We start from the raw sequence: 18,131 nt of genomic DNA on the forward strand, positions 1-18,131 counted from the left end.
CGGCAGTGCGGCCGAGCGGGGGCTCGATGCCCCCCGAGGCCGCCCCCGTGGCAGGTCACGGCATCACCTCGAACCGGTCCACATCCACCATCCCCATATCGGTGATCTTCAGATGCGGGATCACCGGCAGGCACAGGAAGGCCAGCTGCAGAAACGGCTCTTCCAGCTCCACCCCCAGCCCTTTCGCCGCTGCCCGCAAAGCGATCAACGCATCCCGCACCGTCTCGAACGGCTCAAGGCTCATCAGCCCTGCCACCGGCAGCGCCAGTTCGGCCAGCACCTCGCCGCCTGCAACCACCACAAACCCGCCCTCGATCTCGCCCAGCCGGTTCGCGGCCAGCGCCATGTCGCCATAATCCGCGCCCACCACCGCAATGTTATGATGGTCATGGCAGACGGTCGAGGCGATGGCCCCGCGCTTCAGACCAAAGCCCTGCACAAAGCCGGTGGCCATATTGCCGTTCACCCCATGCCGCTCGATCACTGCGATCTTGACCAGATCGCGCGCTATATCCGGGCGCTTGTCACCATCCACCGGGGCGATCTCAAACGTCAGGTGTTCGGTGATGATCTTGCCCGGCAGAATGCCGATCACCGGCGTCTCAATCCGGTTGCCGCCGGTGCGGAAATCCTGCGCCACCACCCGCGGCGCCTTGACCGAGTGCCGCGCCACCGGCTCAACCCCGCCGCGTGCGGCAAAAGCTGCTGCATCGGCCAGAACGCCGCCCGCCAGCACCATGCTGGCATGGCATCCCTCCAGCGTGTCGATCACCGCGATATCGGCACGCTTTCCGGGTGCGATCAGCCCGCGATCCTTCAGCCCGAAAGCCTCTGCCGCCGACAGGCTGGCCGCGCGGTAGACCGCCAGCGGCGGGCAGCCAAGGGCAATCAGGGTGCGGATCATGTAATCCAGATGGCCATGCTCGGCGATGTCCAGCGGGTTGCGGTCATCGGTGCACAGGCACAGATATGGCGCGTGCCGTTCGGTCAGCAGCGGGGCCAGCGCGTGCAGGTCCTTGCTGACCGAGCCTTCGCGGATCAGCACCCGCATCCCCTTGCGCAGCTTTTCCAGACCCTCTTCTGCCGTGGTCGCCTCATGCTCGGTGCGGATCCCGGCACTGATATAGCCGTTCAGCTCATTGCCCAGCAGCAGTGGCGCATGGCCGTCGATGTGGCGGCCCTGCCAGGCTTCCAGCTTGGCCATGCAGCCCGCGTCCTGCATCAGCACGCCCGGAAAGTTCATGAATTCCGCCAGCCCGATCCCGCGCGGATGGTCGCGCAGCGGCAGCAGATCCGCCGCCACCAGCCGCGCCCCGGCGGTTTCCATATGGGTCGAGGGCACGCAGGACGACAGCTGCACCCGGATGTCCATCAGGCAGTGCAGCGAGGCTTCAAGAAAGTAGTTCACCCCCGTGATGCCGCAGACATTGGCGATTTCATGCGGATCGCAGATCGCCGTCGTCACCCCGCGCGGGGTGACGCAGCGGTCAAACTCGAACGGCGTGACCAGGGACGACTCGATATGCAGATGGGTGTCGATAAATCCCGGCACCAGAATCTTGCCCGAGACATCCAGCTCGCGTTGCCCTGTATAGTCGCCGAACACGCCCACAATGGTATCGCCACAGATCGCCACATCGGTTTGCACCAGATCGCCGGTGATCAGGTCGAACACCCGCCCGCCCTTCAGCACCAGATCGGCAGGCTGTTGCCCCCGGCCTTGGGCGATCCGGGCAGAGAGCGGGGCAGAGGGGGCGATATGCGGCATGGGACGACTCCTTTGGCGACAGAAAACCAGACCTGCCCCGGATTTGCCACCGGCAAAGCAAGCCATGCACTGGCGGCCAAGCCGCATTGTGCCGGGGACAATCCCACCCCTTGCGGCACCGCGCCTTCCCCGCCACCATGGCGCATCATGAATCCGTTGCGCGGCATTGCCCTTAAAATCATTTCTGTCCTGTTGTTCATCACGATGTCGGCGATGATCAAGGCCACCTCTGAGCACATTCCACCGGGCGAGGCGGTGTTTTTCCGATCCTTTTTCGCCATCCCTGTCATCCTGATCTGGCTGACCTGGCGGCGTGAATTGTCGACCGGATTGCGCACCAGAAATCCGTTCGGGCATTTCTGGCGCGGGCTGATGGGCACCATGGGGATGGGGCTTGGCTTTGCCGCCCTTGCGTATCTGCCGCTGCCCGAGGTGACCGCCATCGGTTACACTGCGCCATTGCTGACGGTGATCTTTGCCGCGATGTTTCTGGGCGAAGAGGTCCGCGCCTTTCGCATCACCTGCGTTATATTGGGCATGGCGGGGGTGCTGATCATCGTCTCGCCGCGGCTGAGCGTGCTGAACGGCGGCGGCAACCCGGCTGAGGCGTTCGGCGCGATGATGGTGCTGAGCAGCGCGGTGTTTTCCGCGCTTGCGCAGGTGTTTGTGCGCAAACTGGTGCAGACGGAACAGACCGCAAGTATCGTGTTCTGGTTTTCCGTCACCGCCACCCTGCTGTCGCTGATCACCCTGCCCTATGGCTGGGTGATCCCGACCCGGACCGAGGCCGCACTGCTGGTCACCGCCGGGCTGATCGGGGGCCTGGGGCAGATTTTCCTGACCTCATCATATCGCAGCGCCGATGCTTCGGTGATTGCGCCCTTCGACTATGCCTCGATGCTGTTTGCGCTGCTGTTTGGCTGGTTCTTCTTTTCCGAGGTGCCGACGCTGACCATGCTGGCCGGGGCGGCGCTGGTGATCACGGCGGGCGTGCTGATCATCTGGCGCGAGCGGAAACTGGGTCTGGAACGCGCGCGCCAGCGCAAGGCGATGGCACCGGGGTCTTAAGCTTTCGGGCGGCGCGCCGGTGGCTGTCGTCGCAAGGGGGCTGCCGCCCCCCTCTTGGCGCAAGCGCCAATTCACCCCCTGCGAGTATTTTGGTCAAGATGAATGACAAAAGCAGGGCGCGGGCCGGTCAGGACCAGCGGACCTTTACATCCGCCGGACGCGAGGCTGCGATGGTGCGGCGGATGTTGGGCATATCGTTGCTGTCGATCCACGCCCGCGCCTGTTGCGCGGTTTTGCCATGGTGCAGCCAGCGCTGCATCAGGCGGCGGTCGAGTTCCGCTTCGGGTACGTCGATCCAGACCGTCAGGTCAAAGGCACGCGACACGGCCTGCCATGGCGGTTCGTTGAGCAAAAGGTAATTGCCCTCAATCACCAGAAAGCGGTCTTGCGCCAGCACCACATCAGCGGCGGCGCGGGACAGCTCCCTATCGCGGTCAAAGACCGGGATCGCGACTTCGCCCTCATCGCGCAGGCGCCCGATCAGATGGGTGAACCCGGCCACGTCAAAGGTTTCGGGGGCACCTTTGCGGGCGCGCAGGCCACGCGCGGTCAGCACCGCATCGTCATAGTGAAACCCGTCCATCGGCACCACGCGGGCCCCGGGGCCAAGCGCTGTCACCACCGCATCGGCAAGGGTGGATTTGCCCGCACCCGGCGGGCCTGCAAGGGCGGTCAGGAACCGCCCCTGCCCCAGCACCCGTCCTGATGCCCGCGACCGGATCAGATCGGCCAGAGCGTCGGGTGTCATGCCGGTTCTGCCACACCTTCGGGCAGCTTCGCCCCGGTCATATAGGCCACCGCGTCCGACATCGAATGCTCGCCCGGCTTGATCACGCACAGCCGCTTGCCCAAACGGTGAATGTGGATGCGGTCGGCCACTTCGAACACATGCGGCATGTTGTGGCTGATCAGGATGATCGGGATGCCGCGCGCCCGCACATCGCGGATCAGTTCCAGCACCCGGCGGCTTTCCTTGACGCCCAGCGCGGCGGTGGGTTCATCCAGGATCACCACCTTGGAGCCGAACGCCGCCGCCCGCGCTACCGCGACGCCCTGACGCTGACCGCCCGACAGGGTTTCCACCGCCTGATTGATGTTCTGAATCGTCATCAGCCCCAGCTCGTTCAGCTTTTCGCGGGCGAACTTTTCCATCCGTGGCCGGTCCAGCTTGCGGAACACCGATCCCATGATCCCGGGGGCGCGCAATTCGCGGCCCATGAACATGTTGTCGGCAATCGACAGCGCGGGCGACATGGCCAGCGTCTGGTACACGGTTTCGATCCCCGCCGCCCGCGCCTCGATCGGGGTGGAGAAGCGGATCGGCTTGCCCTCCAGCGTGATTTCGCCCTCATCCGGAATGACAGCGCCGGAGATGGCCTTGATCAGCGTGGATTTGCCCGCCCCGTTGTCGCCAATCACCGCCAAAATCTCGCCGGGGTAGAGGTCAAAGTCGCAATGGTCGAGTGCCGTGACCTTGCCATAGCGCTTGACCAGATTTGTGCCTTTCAGAAGCGGTTCCATCAGCTTGCCACCTTTCTGATCCACTGATCCACGGCGACCGCAAAGATGATCAGCACGCCGATAAGAAAGAACGTCCATTGCGGGTCGGTGCCCACCAGCCGCAGGCCCATTTCAAACACGCCGACGATCAGCGCGCCAAAGAACATGCCGACGATACTGCCACGCCCGCCAAACAGGGAGATGCCGCCGATCACCACAGCCGTGATCGACTGGATATTGCCCAGCTGCCCGGTTGAAGCGGTGGGCGAGACGGACCCGAAACGCCCGATCATCACCCAGCCGGCGACGGCACAGAAAAACCCGGCCAGCGCATAGACCTGAATGAGCACGCGTTTGGTCGGCACCCCGGCCAGTTCTGCCGCCTGCGGATCATCGCCGGTGGCATAGACATGGCGGCCCCAGGCGGTATTGCGCAGAATCCACGCCATGATGGCGACCAGTGCGATCATCAGAAACACGGCATACAGAATCTTCACACCGCCCGGCTCGATCGAGCCGCCCCATAACTGCAAGGCAGGGGCGTTTGCGGCGATATCGGATGATCGTATCGTCTCATTTTTCGAAAAGATGAAGTTCGACGCCAGCAGAACCTGCCATGTGCCCAGAGTCACGATAAAGGGCGGCAGCTTCATCCTTGCGATCAGAAAGCCGTTCATCGCCCCCATGCCGGTGCCAAGGATCAGGCCGATAAGGATTGCCAGTTCCGCCGGAATGCCGAAGCGAAAGGTGATCTGCCCCATCAGCACCGATGAGAAGACCGCAATCGCGCCAACCGAAAGGTCGATCCCTGCGGTCAGGATCACGATGCTTTGCGCGCAGCCCAGGATTCCCACAATGGCAATCTGCTGCAAAATAACAGACAGCGTCCCCGCCTTGAAGAAATTCTCGGACAGCAATCCGAACACGATCAGCGCCGCCACCAGAACAATCAGCGGCACCGCCGAAGGAGTCTGATGCAGCCAGTGCTGCAGCTTTTTCAGCAGGCTCTGCTCTTCATGAAACTCGGCCACTTTGTCCGAAGCGCCTTTCAGGCCCTCTTCAAAACTGGACCCGGTTTTTGCATCTGATGCCATGTCGTTCCCCTCCCCGGCACAGCGGTCGCGCGGCTGTGCGTTGGTTGTGACAAGGGCGGCGCGATGGCCGCCCTTGCGTTAGTCTGAGGTCAGGTAGCGCCGCAAATCAACAGCGACGTCCCTTTGGTGCCGGGTTCAGCCCCAGCACAGCTCCATGCCCTGCGTGGTGTCGAGCGATTCGACGCCGTCAACCGGGTTGTCGGTGATCAGCGCGACGCCGGTATCAAAGAACGCCTTGCCTTCGGTCGGCTCCGGCTTGGTGCCATCTGCCGCGAATTGCGCAATGGCTTCCACACCCAGCGCCGCCATCTGCAGCGGGTATTGCTGGCTGGTGGCACCGATCACGCCGTCCTTGACATCCCGCACGCCCGGGCAGCCGCCATCGACGGAGACGATCAGCACGCCTTCCTTGCCTGCCGCCTTCAGCGCCTCGAACGCGCCGGCAGCCGAAGGTTCGTTGATGGTATAAACCAGGTTGATATCCGGGTCTTTGGCCAGCAGCGATTCCATCGCCTTCAGCCCGCCCTCTTCGTTGCCCGAGGTGACTTCGTTGCCCACGATGCGCGGGTCAGTTTCATCGCCCCATTTGTTCGGGTCGGCCAGATCGATCCCCATGCCCTGCAGGAAGCCCTGGTCGCGCAGCACGTCGACCGACGGTTGTGCGATGGACAGGTCCAGCAGCGCGATCTTGGCATTGGCGGCCTCAGCCCCCAGCGTGGCGTTGGCCCACTGGCCGATCAGCAGACCGGCCTGAAAGTTGTCGGTCGCAAAGGTGGCGTCGGCGGCGTCAATCGGGTCCAGCGGGGTGTCAAGCGCGATGACCAGAACCCCGGCATTGCGGGCGGCCTGAACGGAATCGACAATCGCCTTGGTGTCGGATGCGGCAATCAGAATGCCCTTGGCCCCATCGGCAACACAGGCTTCAACAGCAGCGACCTGGCTTTCGTGGTCACCGTCGATCCGCCCGGCATAGGATTTCAGGGTCACGCCCAGCTCGGCAGCCTTGGCTTCGGCACCTTCCTTCATCTTCACGAAGAACGGGTTGGTATCGGTTTTGGTGATCAGACAGGCGCTGGTCTGTGCGGTGGCGGTGGTCGCCATCAGCGCAAGCGCGGCCGAGCCCAAAAGGGCTGTCATTGAGTGTTTCATGCGGTTCCTCCCAAGGATGTCAGGGGTGATTGCCCCTGCTGCAAGCGTGTTTCGCAGCCGTTCCTCCTGCTGCGGTGGGGTTACAAAACCCGATTCGGGGCATCGCGTCAATATAAATAAATAAGAGTGATTTAATATTGACAGACCCCCGCAATCGCCCTCAACGTGGACCCGGGGAGGAAGCCTTCCGGCACAGCGCCGGGGGTGACATCAAGACATGCTGATCGGGATACCATCCATTCTGGGGCCAGAGCTGCTGGCCACCCTGCGCGCCATGGGCCATGGCGACGAAATCGCCATCGTCGACGGCAATTACCCTGCGCAAGACCATGCGCGCAGGCTGGTCCGTGCCGATGGCCACGGGTTGCTGGCACTGCTGCAGGCGATCCTGACCGTGCTGCCGCTGGATGATGACGCGCCTTTCGCCATTCTGCGCGCCAGCCTGCACAACGATCCCGATCAGACCGCAGCAATCCACCATCGGATAGAGACGCTGTGTGGCCGCCTGAAACCCGGCTATGCCGTGCAGGCGATGGCAGGCGATGCGCTCTATCCGCGCATCCGGGCCGCGCATACCATCGTTGCCAGCAGCGAAACCGCACTTTATGCCAACGTCATTCTGCGCAAGGGCGTGATCAGGGGCGATGATGATACCACCGGGTGACGCAGCAGCCATTGCCGACCGCACCGGCCCCGATGATCCGGTGCTGCGGGGCACCAATCAATCGGGTATGCGCGCCCAGAATGAGCGGCTGGTGCTGACGCTGGTGCGTCAGCACGGGGCGCTGGCGAAATCCGATATTGCCCGCATCACCGGCCTGTCGGCGCAGACCGTGTCGGTCATCATGCGGGCGCTGGAACAGGACGGGCTGCTTATGCGCGGCGCGCCGCAGCGCGGGCGCATCGGGCAACCGTCGATCCCGATGTCGCTGGCACCCGAGGGGGCGTTTTTCTTCGGTCTCAAGATCGGTCGGCGCTCGGCCGATCTGACTCTGGTGAACTTTCTGGGCCAGATGCAGCGACTGGAGCGACAGGTCTACCGCTACCCCACACCCGGCGCGGTGGTGGATTTCGTCGCCGCCACCCTGCCCCGAATGATCGCAGATCTGCCAGCCGAGTTGCGCGGGCGCATCGGCGGTCTGGGCGTGGCAATGCCGTTCCAGCTGTGGAACTGGGTGCAGTCGCTTGGCGCGCCGCAATCCGAGATGGACGCCTGGCGCAGCCGCGACATTCAGGCCGAGCTGGCGGCGCTGACCGATATGCCGGTGTTTGTGCAGAATGACGCGACCGCTGCCTGCGGGGCCGAACTGGTGTTCGGCACCGGCGAGAGGCCAAAGGATTTCCTGTACTTCTACTTCGGCACCTTTATCGGCGGCGGGCTGGTGCTGAACGGCCAGCTCTTTACCGGGCGCAGCGGCAATGCCGCCGGGGTGGGGCCGATCCCCGTTCCCGGCCCCGACGGTCAGACCCGGCGGCTGCTGGATGTCGCCTCGATGTCGGTGCTGGCCGACGCGATGGAGGCGGCGGGCGAGCCGTCTGATCATCTGTGGGCCCAGCATCAAAGCTGGCGGGTCAGCCCCGCCGTGCTGGACACATGGCTGGACGGGGCCGCGCGCGGGCTGGCGCATGCCATCCTGTCCGCCGCCGCCCTGATCGAGCTGGAGGCGGTGCTGATCGACGGCTGGATGCCCGCCAGCATCCGCGCCGAGCTGACCACGCGCACCCACGCCGCGCTGCATGCGCTGGATCTGGCCGGCATCGACCCGCCCGCAATCCGCGAAGGCACGGTCGGGGCCAATGCCCGGGTTCTGGGGGCTGCGGCGATTCCGCTGTCGCAACGCTATCTGATCGACCAATACGCGTCTGGCCGCGACACCTAGCCGCGTTTTTGGGGGTTGCGGGGGATTTGAGTGCCGAAAATGCTTTCCGTCCGTGGTTCTGGGCCCTAAAGGTCTTGAAAATGTGTTTGCAAGGTCTTTGATCGGCACCAACCCGCCGCGACGATAATGACCAAAAAACGCCACGCCACGACGAGGGAACGTCCGCTTTATGTCACTCGCCCTGATTGCCGCGCTGCCTTTTCTCGGAGCGCTTCTTCCCGGTCTGATGATCCGCGCAGGCAAGAATGCCTGCGCTTTGGTCACTGGGTCGGTGACGGCCCTTGCGCTTTTGCTGCTGGGCCTGAACGCCCCCGCCGTCCTGCGCGGCGAGGTGGTGCAGACCCGGATCGAATGGATCCCGTCACTGGGTCTGAACGCCAATTTCTTCCTTGATGGTCTGGGGCTGCTGTTCGCGGGCCTGATCCTTGGCATCGGCCTCTTGATCATCCTTTACGCGCGGTTCTACCTCGCGAAGTCTGATCCGATGGGGCAGTTCTACACCTATCTCATGCTGTTTCAGGGCGCGATGGTGGGCATCGTTCTGTCTGACAACATCCTGCTTTTGCTGGTGTTCTGGGAGCTGACCTCGCTGTCCTCCTTCCTGCTGATCGGCTATTGGAAACACCTGCCCGAAGGGCGTCAGGGCGCGCGGATGGCGCTGACCGTCACCGGCGGCGGCGGGCTGGCGATGATTGCGGGCATGCTGATCCTTGGCAATATCGTCGGCAGCTACGACCTGTCGGTCATTCTGGAAAACAAAGAGGCGATCCAGTCTTCCGACTGGTATCTTCCCGCGCTGATCCTGATCCTGCTGGGGGCCTTCACCAAATCGGCGCAGTTCCCGTTCCACTTCTGGCTGCCGCACGCCATGGCCGCGCCCACCCCGGTTTCGGCCTATCTGCATTCGGCCACCATGGTGAAGGCCGGGCTGTTCCTGCTGGCCCGCATGTGGCCGGTGCTGTCGGGCACGCCGGAATGGTTCTACATTGTCGCCACCACCGGGCTGATCACCATGGTGATGGCCGCCAAGATCGCGCTGTTCAAGGACGACCTCAAGGCGCTTCTGGCGTTTTCCACCGTATCGCACCTTGGATTGATCACCATGCTGCTGGGCTTTGGCACCAAGGCGGCGGCGACAGTGGCGGTGTTCCACATCATCAACCACGCCACCTTCAAGGCCGCCCTCTTCATGTCGGCGGGCATTGTGGACCATGAGGCGCACACCCGCGATCTGAAACGCCTTGGCGGCTTGCGCACGCTGATGCCGATCACCTTTACCATCGTGACCATCGCGTCGCTGTCGATGGCGGGCATTCCGCCGCTGAACGGCTTTCTGTCCAAAGAGCTGATGCTGGAAGAGGCCGCGAATACGGCATGGATGGCGAACCCCTGGCTGCTGGGGGTGCTGGCCACCATCGGCGCGCTGTTCTCGGTCGCCTACAGCTTTCGCTTCATCGCGCACACCTTCCTTGGCCCAGTGCGCACCGATTACCCCAGCAAACCGCATGATCCCGGCTTTGGTCTCTGGGCGGCCCCGGCGCTGCTGGCCGGTCTGGTGATCGTGATCGGTCTGTTCCCGATGCTGACCGCCGCCTGGCTGGTGAATGCCGCAGCAAGTGCGGTGACCGGCGAAGCCATTGCCGTCAATATCACCCATTGGCACGGGCTTTACGCCCCGGCGCTGTGGATGTCGCTTGCGGCCATCGGTGGCGGTCTGATGCTGCTGGGCCTGCACCCACGCCTGATGGCGATGTGGCTTGCCGCCCCCCGGCCCGAGGCGAAGCCGATCTTTGACGGCATTGTCGAACCCTTTGCCGCCCTCGCCGCCCGCATCGCCAACACCCTGCATGACGGCGCGCTGACCCGCTATATCGCCATCGGCACGCTGGCGATTGCAGCGGTCGCCTATTACGCCTTTGACACCGGCACCCATGCCGTCGGCACCCGGGATCTGATGCCGGTGACGGCGGTTCCTGCGCTGGCCTGGCTGTCGCTGGTGCTGGCGACGGTGGCCATCGTGCTGTATCACCGCAACCGGCTGGTCACGCTGGTTCTGGTCGGCATCATCGGGCTGATGGTATCCTTTGCCTTCGCCTATTTCTCGGCCCCCGATCTTGCGCTTACGCAGATCTCGGTCGAGGTGGCGACGATCATCCTGATGCTGCTGGCGCTGAACTTCCTGCCAAAGGCGACCCCGGCCGAAAGCGGTGCCCTGCGCCGCACATGGGATGGCGCGATTGCCGTTGTGGCGGGTGTTGGCGTCGCCGCGCTGGCCTATGCGCTGATGACCCGCGACCCGGCCTTCCAGTCCATTTCCGACTTCCACATCGCCAATTCCAAACCGGGCGGCGGCGGTACCAATATCGTCAACGTCATTCTGGTCGATTTCCGGGGCTATGACACTTTTGGCGAGATCATCGTGCTGGGCATCGCCGCACTGGTGATCTTTGCCCTGACCGAGGCGCTGCTGCGCGCCGGCCCGGCCAACGACAGGTTGCTGGCCTGGCGGCCCGATCAGCGGCGCGCGGGCGACCGCCACCCGATGATGCTGGTGGTGGCCACGCGGGTAATGCTGCCCATTGCGGTGATGGTCGGCGTCTTCATCTTTTTGCGCGGCCATAACCTGCCCGGCGGCGGCTTCATCTCGGGCCTGATCGTCGCCATCGCGCTGATCATGCAATACATGGCGTCAGGCTTTGCCTGGACGGCGGCGCGGCAAAAGGTCGACTATCATGCTCTGATCGCCGCAGGTGTGCTGATCGCGGCAGCCACTGGCATCGGATCGTGGCTTGCCGGGATGCCATTCCTCACCTCGGCCTTCGGCTATGTGACGATCTGGCCGCTGGAGGAATTTGAACTGGCCACTGCCGCCCTGTTCGACCTTGGCGTGTTCCTGACCGTGCTCGGCGCGGTGATGCTGGCGCTGGCCTCGCTGTCGCGGATCGGTCTGCGGGCTGGCGAAACCGTAAACGTGCAACCGTTTGACATCGACCCGTCCGAAGGCCGCACCCTGAACACCAAGGAGGCCCGCTGATGGAGGCTCTTGTCGCATCCGCAATCGGGCTTCTGACGGCTGCCGGAATTTATCTGATGCTGCGTCAGCGCACATTCCCGGTGATTGTCGGGCTGACCCTGCTGACCTATGCGGTCAACGTCTTTCTGTTCACCGCTGGCCGTCTGGCCACCAACATGCCCGCGATCTATGGCGAGGGCGCGCCGGGCTATGCCGACCCGCTGCCACAGGCGCTGGTGCTGACCGCCATCGTGATTTCCTTCGGGATGACCGCGGTGATCGTGATGATGGCGTTGGGGGCATTTCTTGAATCAGGCCATGACAAGGTGGACATGAATACCGACGACACCCCGACCGATGGGGGCCAGAAATGATGTACCACTGGATTTCGGTGCCGGTCCTGCTGCCCGCCGTCATGGGTGCGGCCATGGTCCTTTTGATGCGCAACGACCTGTTGTTGCAGCGCGTGTTTTCGCTGGTGTCAACGCTGGCTCTGCTTGGCGTCAGCGTGGCGCTTCTGGTTGCCGCCAGCAACGAGGCGCCCGAGGCCTACCGCCTTGGCAACTGGCCCGCGCCCTTTGGCATCGTGCTGATGCTGGACCGGCTGTCGGCGATGATGGTCACCCTGACAGCGGTTCTGGCGCTTGCGGTGCAGATGTATGTCATCGGCACCGGCTGGGATTCGCGCGGGCGGCATTTCCACGCCCTGTTCCAGTTTCAGCTGATGGGCATCTGCGGGGCCTTCCTGACCGGCGACGCATTCAACCTGTTCGTGTTCTTCGAGATCCTGCTGATCGCGTCCTACGGGTTGATGATCCATTCGGGCGGCAAGGACCGGCTGCGCGCGGGCGTGCAATATGTGGCGTTCAACCTTGTCGGCTCGTCGCTGTTCTTGTTTGCGCTTGCGGCGATCTATTCGATCACCGGCACGCTGAACATCGCCGATCTGGCGGTCAAGGCGGCAGAGCTGCCCGAAGGCGACGCGGCCCTGTTCCGGGTGGCCGCCGTGATGCTGATGATGGTCTTTGCCATCAAGGGCGCGCTGGTGCCGCTTCAGTTCTGGCTGCCGGGCACCTATTCCAACGCTCCCGGCCCGGTGGCAGCGCTGTTTGCGGTGATGACCAAGATCGGCGCCTATTCGGTGATTCGCTTCGGGGTGATCGTGCTGCCCCCCACCCATCCGATCACCGGCACGCTGATTGCCGATCTGATGCTGCCCGCCGCCCTGCTGACCCTGATCATCGGGGCCTTGGGCATTCTTGGTGCGACCACCCTGTCGCGGCTGGCGGCCTTTGCTGCCGTGGCATCGATGGGCACTGCGTTCATCGCGATTGCGGCCTTTACCCCGGCGTCCACGGCAGCAGCGCTGTATTACATGGTGCATTCCACCCTTGCCGGGGCGGCGCTGTTCCTGATCGTTGATCTGGTGGTGGACCGTCGCGCGCATGACAACCTGCACAGCCCCCTGCCCCCGATTGCGCAGGCCGGGCTGATCTCGGCGCTGTTCATGACCTCGGCCATCGCCACCGCAGGCATGCCGCCGCTGTCGGGCTTCATCGGCAAGCTGCTGATCCTTGACGCGCTGCGCGAGCAGGCGGCGCTGGTGTGGTCGGTGGTGCTGGTCACCTCGCTGATCACCATCGTCGGCTTTGCCCGCGCCGGGTCGGCTGTGTTCTGGAAGGCCCATGCCTCTGCCCCCGAAGGCGATGCACCCGGCCACCCGACCGAGGCACTGTCCTTTGTCGCCGTCGGCACCTTGCTTGCGGGTCTGGTCGCGCTGACCGTGTTCGCAGGCCCGGTCATCGCCTGGATGGAAGTAACTTCCGCCAGCCTTTATGATCCCAGCGCCTATATCGGCGCCAACCAGTTGCAGGAGGTGAAGTAACATGCTGCGACGCCTCTTCCCCCACCCGCTGATGTCGCTTTTGCTGTTCGTGACCTGGATGCTGCTGGTCAACCAGTTCAAGATCGGCAGTATGGTGATGGCCCTGATCCTGGCCATCATCATCCCGATGCTGACCGCGCCCTACTGGCCCAACCGCCCGCCCCTCAAACATGTGCCGCGCTTTGCCGCCTATGTGCTTCTGGTGATGTGGGACATCGTCAAAGCCAATATTCAGGTGGCGCGGATCGTGCTGTTCATGCGCAACGAAAACATCCGCTCCGGCTGGATCGCCGTGCCGATCGAGCTGAAAACGCCCGAGGCCATCACCATTCTGGCCGGCACCATCACCATGACCCCGGGCACCGTGACATCCGACATGTCGTCCTGTGGCCGGGTGCTGCTGATCCACGCGCTGCACGCGCCCGATCCGGACAGCATCATCCGTGACATCAAGACCCGCTACGAGGCCCGGCTGAAAAGGATATTCGAATGATCCTGAACTATGCTCTTGATTTCGCCTTCCTCTGCTTCGGCCTTGGACTGGCGATGAACCTGTACCGCGTGTTCCGCGCGCCCGGCGTGACCGACCGCATCCTCGCGCTGGACACCATGGTCATCAATGTGCTGGCGCTGATCGTGCTTTACGGCATGCGCACCAGCTCTGGCGTCAATTTCGAAGCGGCGCTGCTGTTTGCCATGACGGGGTTTGTCTCTACCGTCGCCTATTGCAAATTCGTCCTGCGCGGCGACATCATCGAGTGAGTGGCATGGACCTGATTGTCGAATACATCCTTGCGGCGCTGCTGGTGATCGGTGGCATCTTTGCCATCGTCGGCAGCTTCGGCCTGCTGAAACTGCCGACCATGATGCAGCGTCTGCACGCGCCCACCAAGGCCACGACCGTCGGCGTCGGCTCGGCGCTGATCGCCTCGATGCTGTATTTCTGGTTTTACGAAAACACCATCAGCTGGCACGAGCTGATGATCACGCTGTTTTTGTTCCTCACCGCCCCGATTACCGCGAATTTCATTGCCAAGGCGCAGTTACACCGCGCGATAGACAAGCAAGACCTGCCCGCCACCGGCGTCGGCACCGAATGGGCGACGTATGACCCGGAAGTGGAAAGCGTGAACCCCGCGCTGCTGCACGACCGCGATCCCGGCTGATTTCTGACCAAAAGGTCAAAGATGCGCAGCGTCAGACTTGCCCGGCCGCAGTGCCCATGCCACATTGCACGCACCCCATTGCAGCAAAGGGCTTGCCGTGACCGCGCCTTCCCCTGACATGCCCGCCACAACCACCCAGCTTGTGCATCTTGCCCATGACCGAAACCCCGGCATGGCGCTGGATCTGGATTGGGTCGCGGGCGTGCAGGCCAACACCTCGGCCATCGAACGGCGCGCGGCGATGCTTGGCGGCAGGCGCTCAGTCAAAAAGGACCATCAGGCGGCGTGGCTCTTGAAAGCGGTCAGCCTGATCGACCTGACTACGCTGTCGGGCGACGATACCCCCGGCCGGGTGCAGCGCCTCTGCGCCAAGGCGCGCCAGCCGGTGCGGGCCGAAACCCTGCACGCGTTGGGGATGGACGGGCTGACCGTGGGGGCTGTCTGCGTCTATCACGACATGGTCGAAACCGCCGTCCGCGCGCTGGAAGGCACCGCAATCCCCGTCGCAGCCGTCTCCACCGGCTTTCCGGCGGGCCTGTCGCCCTGGCATTTGCGGGTGCAGGAAATCCGCGAAAGCGTGGCCGCAGGCGCGGCAGAGATCGACATCGTGATTTCCCGCCGCCACGTGCTGACCCAGAACTGGCAGGCCCTGTATGACGAGATGCGCGAAATGCGCGCCGCCTGCGGTGACGCCCATGTCAAAGCCATCCTCGCCACCGGCGAGCTGGGCACCCTGCGCAACGTCGCGCGCGCGTCGCTGATCTGCATGATGGCGGGTGCCGATTTCATCAAGACCTCCACCGGCAAGGAAGGCGTCAACGCCACCCTGCCCGTCAGCCTGACGATGATCCGCGCCATCCGCGACTACCAGAGCCGCACCGGTATCAAGGTCGGCTACAAACCGGCGGGCGGGATATCCAAGGCCAAGGATGCGCTGCTGTATCTGGCGCTGATGAAGGACGAACTCGGCCACCCCTGGCTGCAACCCGACCTGTTCCGCTTTGGTGCCTCCAGCCTGCTGGGCGATATCGAGCGTCAGCTGGACCATCACCTGACCGGCCACTACTCCGCCGCCAACCGCCATGCGATGGGTTGAGCATGGCCAGCCTTGCCCCAGCTGCACCGTTGCACTCGAGTATTTGGATCAAGATGAAATCCCCCCGCATTCATCTTGACAAAAATACTCCCGCGCGGCGCGCGCAGGGTCAGGCCGGGCGTTCCCGCCGGGGCATTGTGAGATGATTTCTGAAAGGACCAAAGCGTGAGCTCTGTGCGTGAGATTTTCGACACCATGGCCTACGGCCCCGCCCCTGAATCCAACGCCGAGGCGCTGGACTGGCTGGCGCGGCACGACCATCGGTTCGGGCATTTCATCGACGGTGGTTTCACCGCGCCCGAAGCGCTGTTCGACAGCAAAAACCCTGCCACCGGCAAGGGGCTGGCGCAGGTCAGCCAAGGCTCTGCCGCCTCAGTCGACAGGGCTGTGGCCGCCGCCCGCCGCGCGCAGCCGAAATGGGCGCGTTTGCCCGCGCATAAACGCGCGCAATATCTCTATGCCCTCGCCCGGCTGACCCAGAAACACGCCCGCCTGCTGGCGGTGCTGGAAACGATGGACAACGGCAAACCGATCCGCGAATCGCGCGACATCGACCTGCCCCTCGTCGCCCGGCACTTCTACTACCACGCGGGCCTTGCACAACTGGCCCCGACCGAGCTGCCGGGGATGGAACCTTTGGGCGTTTGCGGCGCGGTGATCCCGTGGAACTTTCCGCTCTTGATGCTGGCGTGGAAGGTGGCCCCGGCGCTGGCGGCGGGCAATACGGTGGTGCTCAAACCCGCCGAATACACCCCGCTGACCGCCCTGCTGTTCGCCGAAATCAGCCGTGAGGCGGGCCTGCCGAAAGGCGTCCTGAACATCGTCACCGGCGATGGTGAAACGGGCGCGGCACTGGTCGCCCACCCCGGCGTCGACAAGATCGCCTTTACCGGATCGACCTCTGTCGGCAAAGCCATCCGCCGCGCCACCGCAGGCAGCGCCAAAGCGCTGACGCTGGAGCTGGGGGGCAAATCGCCCTATATCGTCTTCGACGATGCCGATCTCGACTCGGCGGTCGAGGGCCTTGTCGATGCGATCTGGTTCAACGGCGGGCAGGTCTGCTGTGCGGGCAGCCGGCTTCTGGTGCAGGAAGGCGTGGCCGAGCGGTTCCACGCCAAACTGAAACGCCGGATGGATGGCTTGCGGATCGGCGATCCGCTGGACAAATGCATCGACGTGGGGGCGGTGGTCGATCCGGTACAGCTGGCCACCATCACCCGGCTGGTCGATGCGTCAGACGGTGACAAATACACCGCCGATACGCCCGTCCCACAGGGCTGTTTCTACCCGCCCACCCTCATCACCGGCCTGTCTGCCGCATCCCCCCTGATGCAGGAGGAAATCTTTGGCCCGGTGCTGGTCAGCATGACCTTCCGCACCCCGGCGGAAGCGGTAGAACTGGCCAACAACACCCGCTACGGGCTGGCGGCAACGGTCTGGACCGAGAATGTGAACCTCGCGCTCGACATCGCGCCCAAGCTGCGGGCGGGGGTGGTCTGGGTCAACGGCACCAACATGTTCGACGCCGCCGCCGGGTTCGGCGGCCTGCGTGAAAGCGGCTTCGGGCGCGAAGGCGGCTGGGAAGGTCTGCACGCCTATCTGCGGCCCAGGGGTAAGACGGCAGCGCTGAAACCACTCGCCGCGATGCCCGCGCCGAAAGCGGCCACAGTCGATGGCCTCGACCGCACCGCGAAACTGTTCATTGGCGGCAAGCAGGCCCGGCCCGATGGCGGCTATTCCAACCCCGTCTACAGCCCCAAGGGCGCACTGCTGGGCCATGTCGGGATCGGCAACCGCAAGGACATCCGCAACGCGGTCGAGGCAGCGCAGGCCGCCAGGGGCTGGGGCCGCGCCACAGCCCACACCCGCGCGCAGATCCTGTTCTACATCGCCGAAAACCTGTCGGCCCGCGCCGAGGAATTCGCCGCAAGACTCAAGGCGCAGACCGGCAGCTCCGGCACCGCAGAGGTCGAGGCTGCGATTGCCCGGCTGTTCACCTATGCCGCATGGGCCGACAAATTCGACGGCGCAGTGAAATCCGTGCCGGTCCGTGGCGTGGCGCTGGCAATGAACGAACCCTGCGGCGTGATCGGGGCTCTTTGCCCCGATGAGGCCCCGCTCTTGGGTCTGATTTCGGTCATGGCCCCGGCGATTGCCATGGGCAACACCTGCGTTCTGGTGCCATCGCAGCCCTTCCCGCTGTCAGCGACAGATTTCTATCAGGTGCTGGAAACCTCTGACCTGCCCGCCGGCGTGGTCAATATCATCACCGGGCCGCATGCCGACCTTGCCAAGCCCCTCGCCGGTCACATGGATATTGACGCGGTCTGGAGTTTTTCATCGACCGACCTTTCCAAAACCATAGAGGCGGAATCGGCCACCAATCTGAAACGCACCTGGGTCAACACCGCCCGCGCCCGCGACTGGTTCGCGCCCGAGGCCGAAGGCCGCGCCTTTCTGCGGCACGCAACGGCAGTGAAAACCGTCTGGGTGCCCTACGGCGAATAGCCCG

The 18,131-nt window shown here is 64.0% G+C and carries 16 protein-coding genes; 11 read left to right on the forward strand and 5 right to left on the reverse strand.

All coding sequences use genetic code 11. The features are described from left to right. Window positions 1–55: 55 nt before the first annotated feature. Window positions 56–1,768, reverse strand: coding sequence for an adenine deaminase (gene ade / locus Q7J44_RS14910; protein WP_304881189.1), 1,713 nt, complete (start codon window positions 1,766–1,768; stop codon window positions 56–58). A gap of 147 nt (window positions 1,769–1,915) precedes the next feature. Between ade and Q7J44_RS14915 the strand changes: the two genes are divergently transcribed. Further along, the gene (locus Q7J44_RS14915) at window positions 1,916–2,836 is read left to right on the forward strand and encodes a DMT family transporter (RefSeq protein WP_304881191.1); all 921 of its coding nucleotides are present in this window, start codon (window positions 1,916–1,918) and stop codon (window positions 2,834–2,836) included. Window positions 2,837–2,963: 127 nt separating this feature from the next. Here the strand turns inward: Q7J44_RS14915 and Q7J44_RS14920 are convergent, their stop codons facing one another. The 4 genes from Q7J44_RS14920 to Q7J44_RS14935 form a co-directional block, all read right to left on the reverse strand. Further along, on the reverse strand, window positions 2,964–3,584 hold the full coding sequence (locus tag Q7J44_RS14920) for a nucleoside triphosphate hydrolase (RefSeq protein WP_304881193.1): 621 nt from the start codon (window positions 3,582–3,584) through the stop codon (window positions 2,964–2,966). Then, the gene (locus Q7J44_RS14925; protein WP_304881195.1) at window positions 3,581–4,357 is read right to left on the reverse strand and encodes an ATP-binding cassette domain-containing protein; all 777 of its coding nucleotides are present in this window, start codon (window positions 4,355–4,357) and stop codon (window positions 3,581–3,583) included. The genes Q7J44_RS14920 and Q7J44_RS14925 overlap by 4 nt, the downstream gene beginning before the upstream one ends. Beyond that, window positions 4,357–5,430 (reverse strand): ABC transporter permease, encoded by a 1,074-nt coding sequence (locus Q7J44_RS14930; RefSeq protein WP_304881197.1) that lies wholly within the window; start codon window positions 5,428–5,430, stop codon window positions 4,357–4,359. Before Q7J44_RS14930 ends, Q7J44_RS14925 begins: the two co-directional genes overlap by 1 nt. Window positions 5,431–5,565: 135 nt before the next feature. Beyond that, entirely contained in the window at window positions 5,566–6,567 is a 1,002-nt protein-coding gene (locus Q7J44_RS14935; RefSeq protein WP_370693016.1) for a sugar ABC transporter substrate-binding protein, read from the reverse strand. 229 nt (window positions 6,568–6,796) lie between these two features. On the opposite strand from Q7J44_RS14935, the gene Q7J44_RS14940 reads away from it, so the two are divergent. From Q7J44_RS14940 to Q7J44_RS14985, 10 genes are all read left to right on the forward strand, one after another. Then, on the forward strand, window positions 6,797–7,243 hold the full coding sequence (locus Q7J44_RS14940) for an RbsD/FucU family protein (protein ID WP_304881199.1): 447 nt from the start codon (window positions 6,797–6,799) through the stop codon (window positions 7,241–7,243). Beyond that, complete coding sequence (locus tag Q7J44_RS14945) at window positions 7,227–8,459, forward strand: ROK family transcriptional regulator (protein ID WP_304881201.1); 1,233 nt, start codon at window positions 7,227–7,229, stop codon at window positions 8,457–8,459. The genes Q7J44_RS14940 and Q7J44_RS14945 overlap by 17 nt, the downstream gene beginning before the upstream one ends. Before the next feature lie 169 nt (window positions 8,460–8,628). Beyond that, window positions 8,629–11,493 (forward strand): monovalent cation/H+ antiporter subunit A, encoded by a 2,865-nt coding sequence (locus tag Q7J44_RS14950; protein WP_304881203.1) that lies wholly within the window; start codon window positions 8,629–8,631, stop codon window positions 11,491–11,493. After that, entirely contained in the window at window positions 11,493–11,846 is a 354-nt protein-coding gene (locus tag Q7J44_RS14955) for a Na+/H+ antiporter subunit C (protein WP_304881205.1), read from the forward strand. The genes Q7J44_RS14950 and Q7J44_RS14955 overlap by 1 nt, the downstream gene beginning before the upstream one ends. Beyond that, entirely contained in the window at window positions 11,846–13,357 is a 1,512-nt protein-coding gene (locus Q7J44_RS14960; protein WP_304881282.1) for a monovalent cation/H+ antiporter subunit D, read from the forward strand. Before Q7J44_RS14955 ends, Q7J44_RS14960 begins: the two co-directional genes overlap by 1 nt. 1 nt (window position 13,358) lies before the next feature. Further along, window positions 13,359–13,850 carry a Na+/H+ antiporter subunit E gene (locus Q7J44_RS14965; RefSeq protein ID WP_304881207.1) on the forward strand — a complete coding sequence of 164 codons (492 nt, stop codon included), beginning with the start codon at window positions 13,359–13,361 and terminating at the stop codon, window positions 13,848–13,850. Next, window positions 13,850–14,119 (forward strand): K+/H+ antiporter subunit F, encoded by a 270-nt coding sequence (locus tag Q7J44_RS14970; RefSeq protein WP_304881284.1) that lies wholly within the window; start codon window positions 13,850–13,852, stop codon window positions 14,117–14,119. Before Q7J44_RS14965 ends, Q7J44_RS14970 begins: the two co-directional genes overlap by 1 nt. Before the next feature lie 5 nt (window positions 14,120–14,124). Further along, window positions 14,125–14,523 (forward strand): Na+/H+ antiporter subunit G, encoded by a 399-nt coding sequence (locus Q7J44_RS14975; protein ID WP_304881209.1) that lies wholly within the window; start codon window positions 14,125–14,127, stop codon window positions 14,521–14,523. A 118-nt stretch (window positions 14,524–14,641) separates the two neighbouring features. Continuing rightward, window positions 14,642–15,619 (forward strand): deoxyribose-phosphate aldolase, encoded by a 978-nt coding sequence (gene deoC, locus Q7J44_RS14980; protein WP_304881285.1) that lies wholly within the window; start codon window positions 14,642–14,644, stop codon window positions 15,617–15,619. 195 nt (window positions 15,620–15,814) lie between these two features. Then, window positions 15,815–18,127, forward strand: a complete 2,313-nt coding sequence (locus tag Q7J44_RS14985) for an aldehyde dehydrogenase family protein (protein ID WP_304881287.1) — start codon at window positions 15,815–15,817, stop codon at window positions 18,125–18,127. Window positions 18,128–18,131: the final 4 nt, after the last annotated feature.

Origin of the sequence: Pseudotabrizicola sp. (assembly GCF_030656345.1) — a bacterium.
Lineage (GTDB): Bacteria > Pseudomonadota > Alphaproteobacteria > Rhodobacterales > Rhodobacteraceae > Pseudotabrizicola.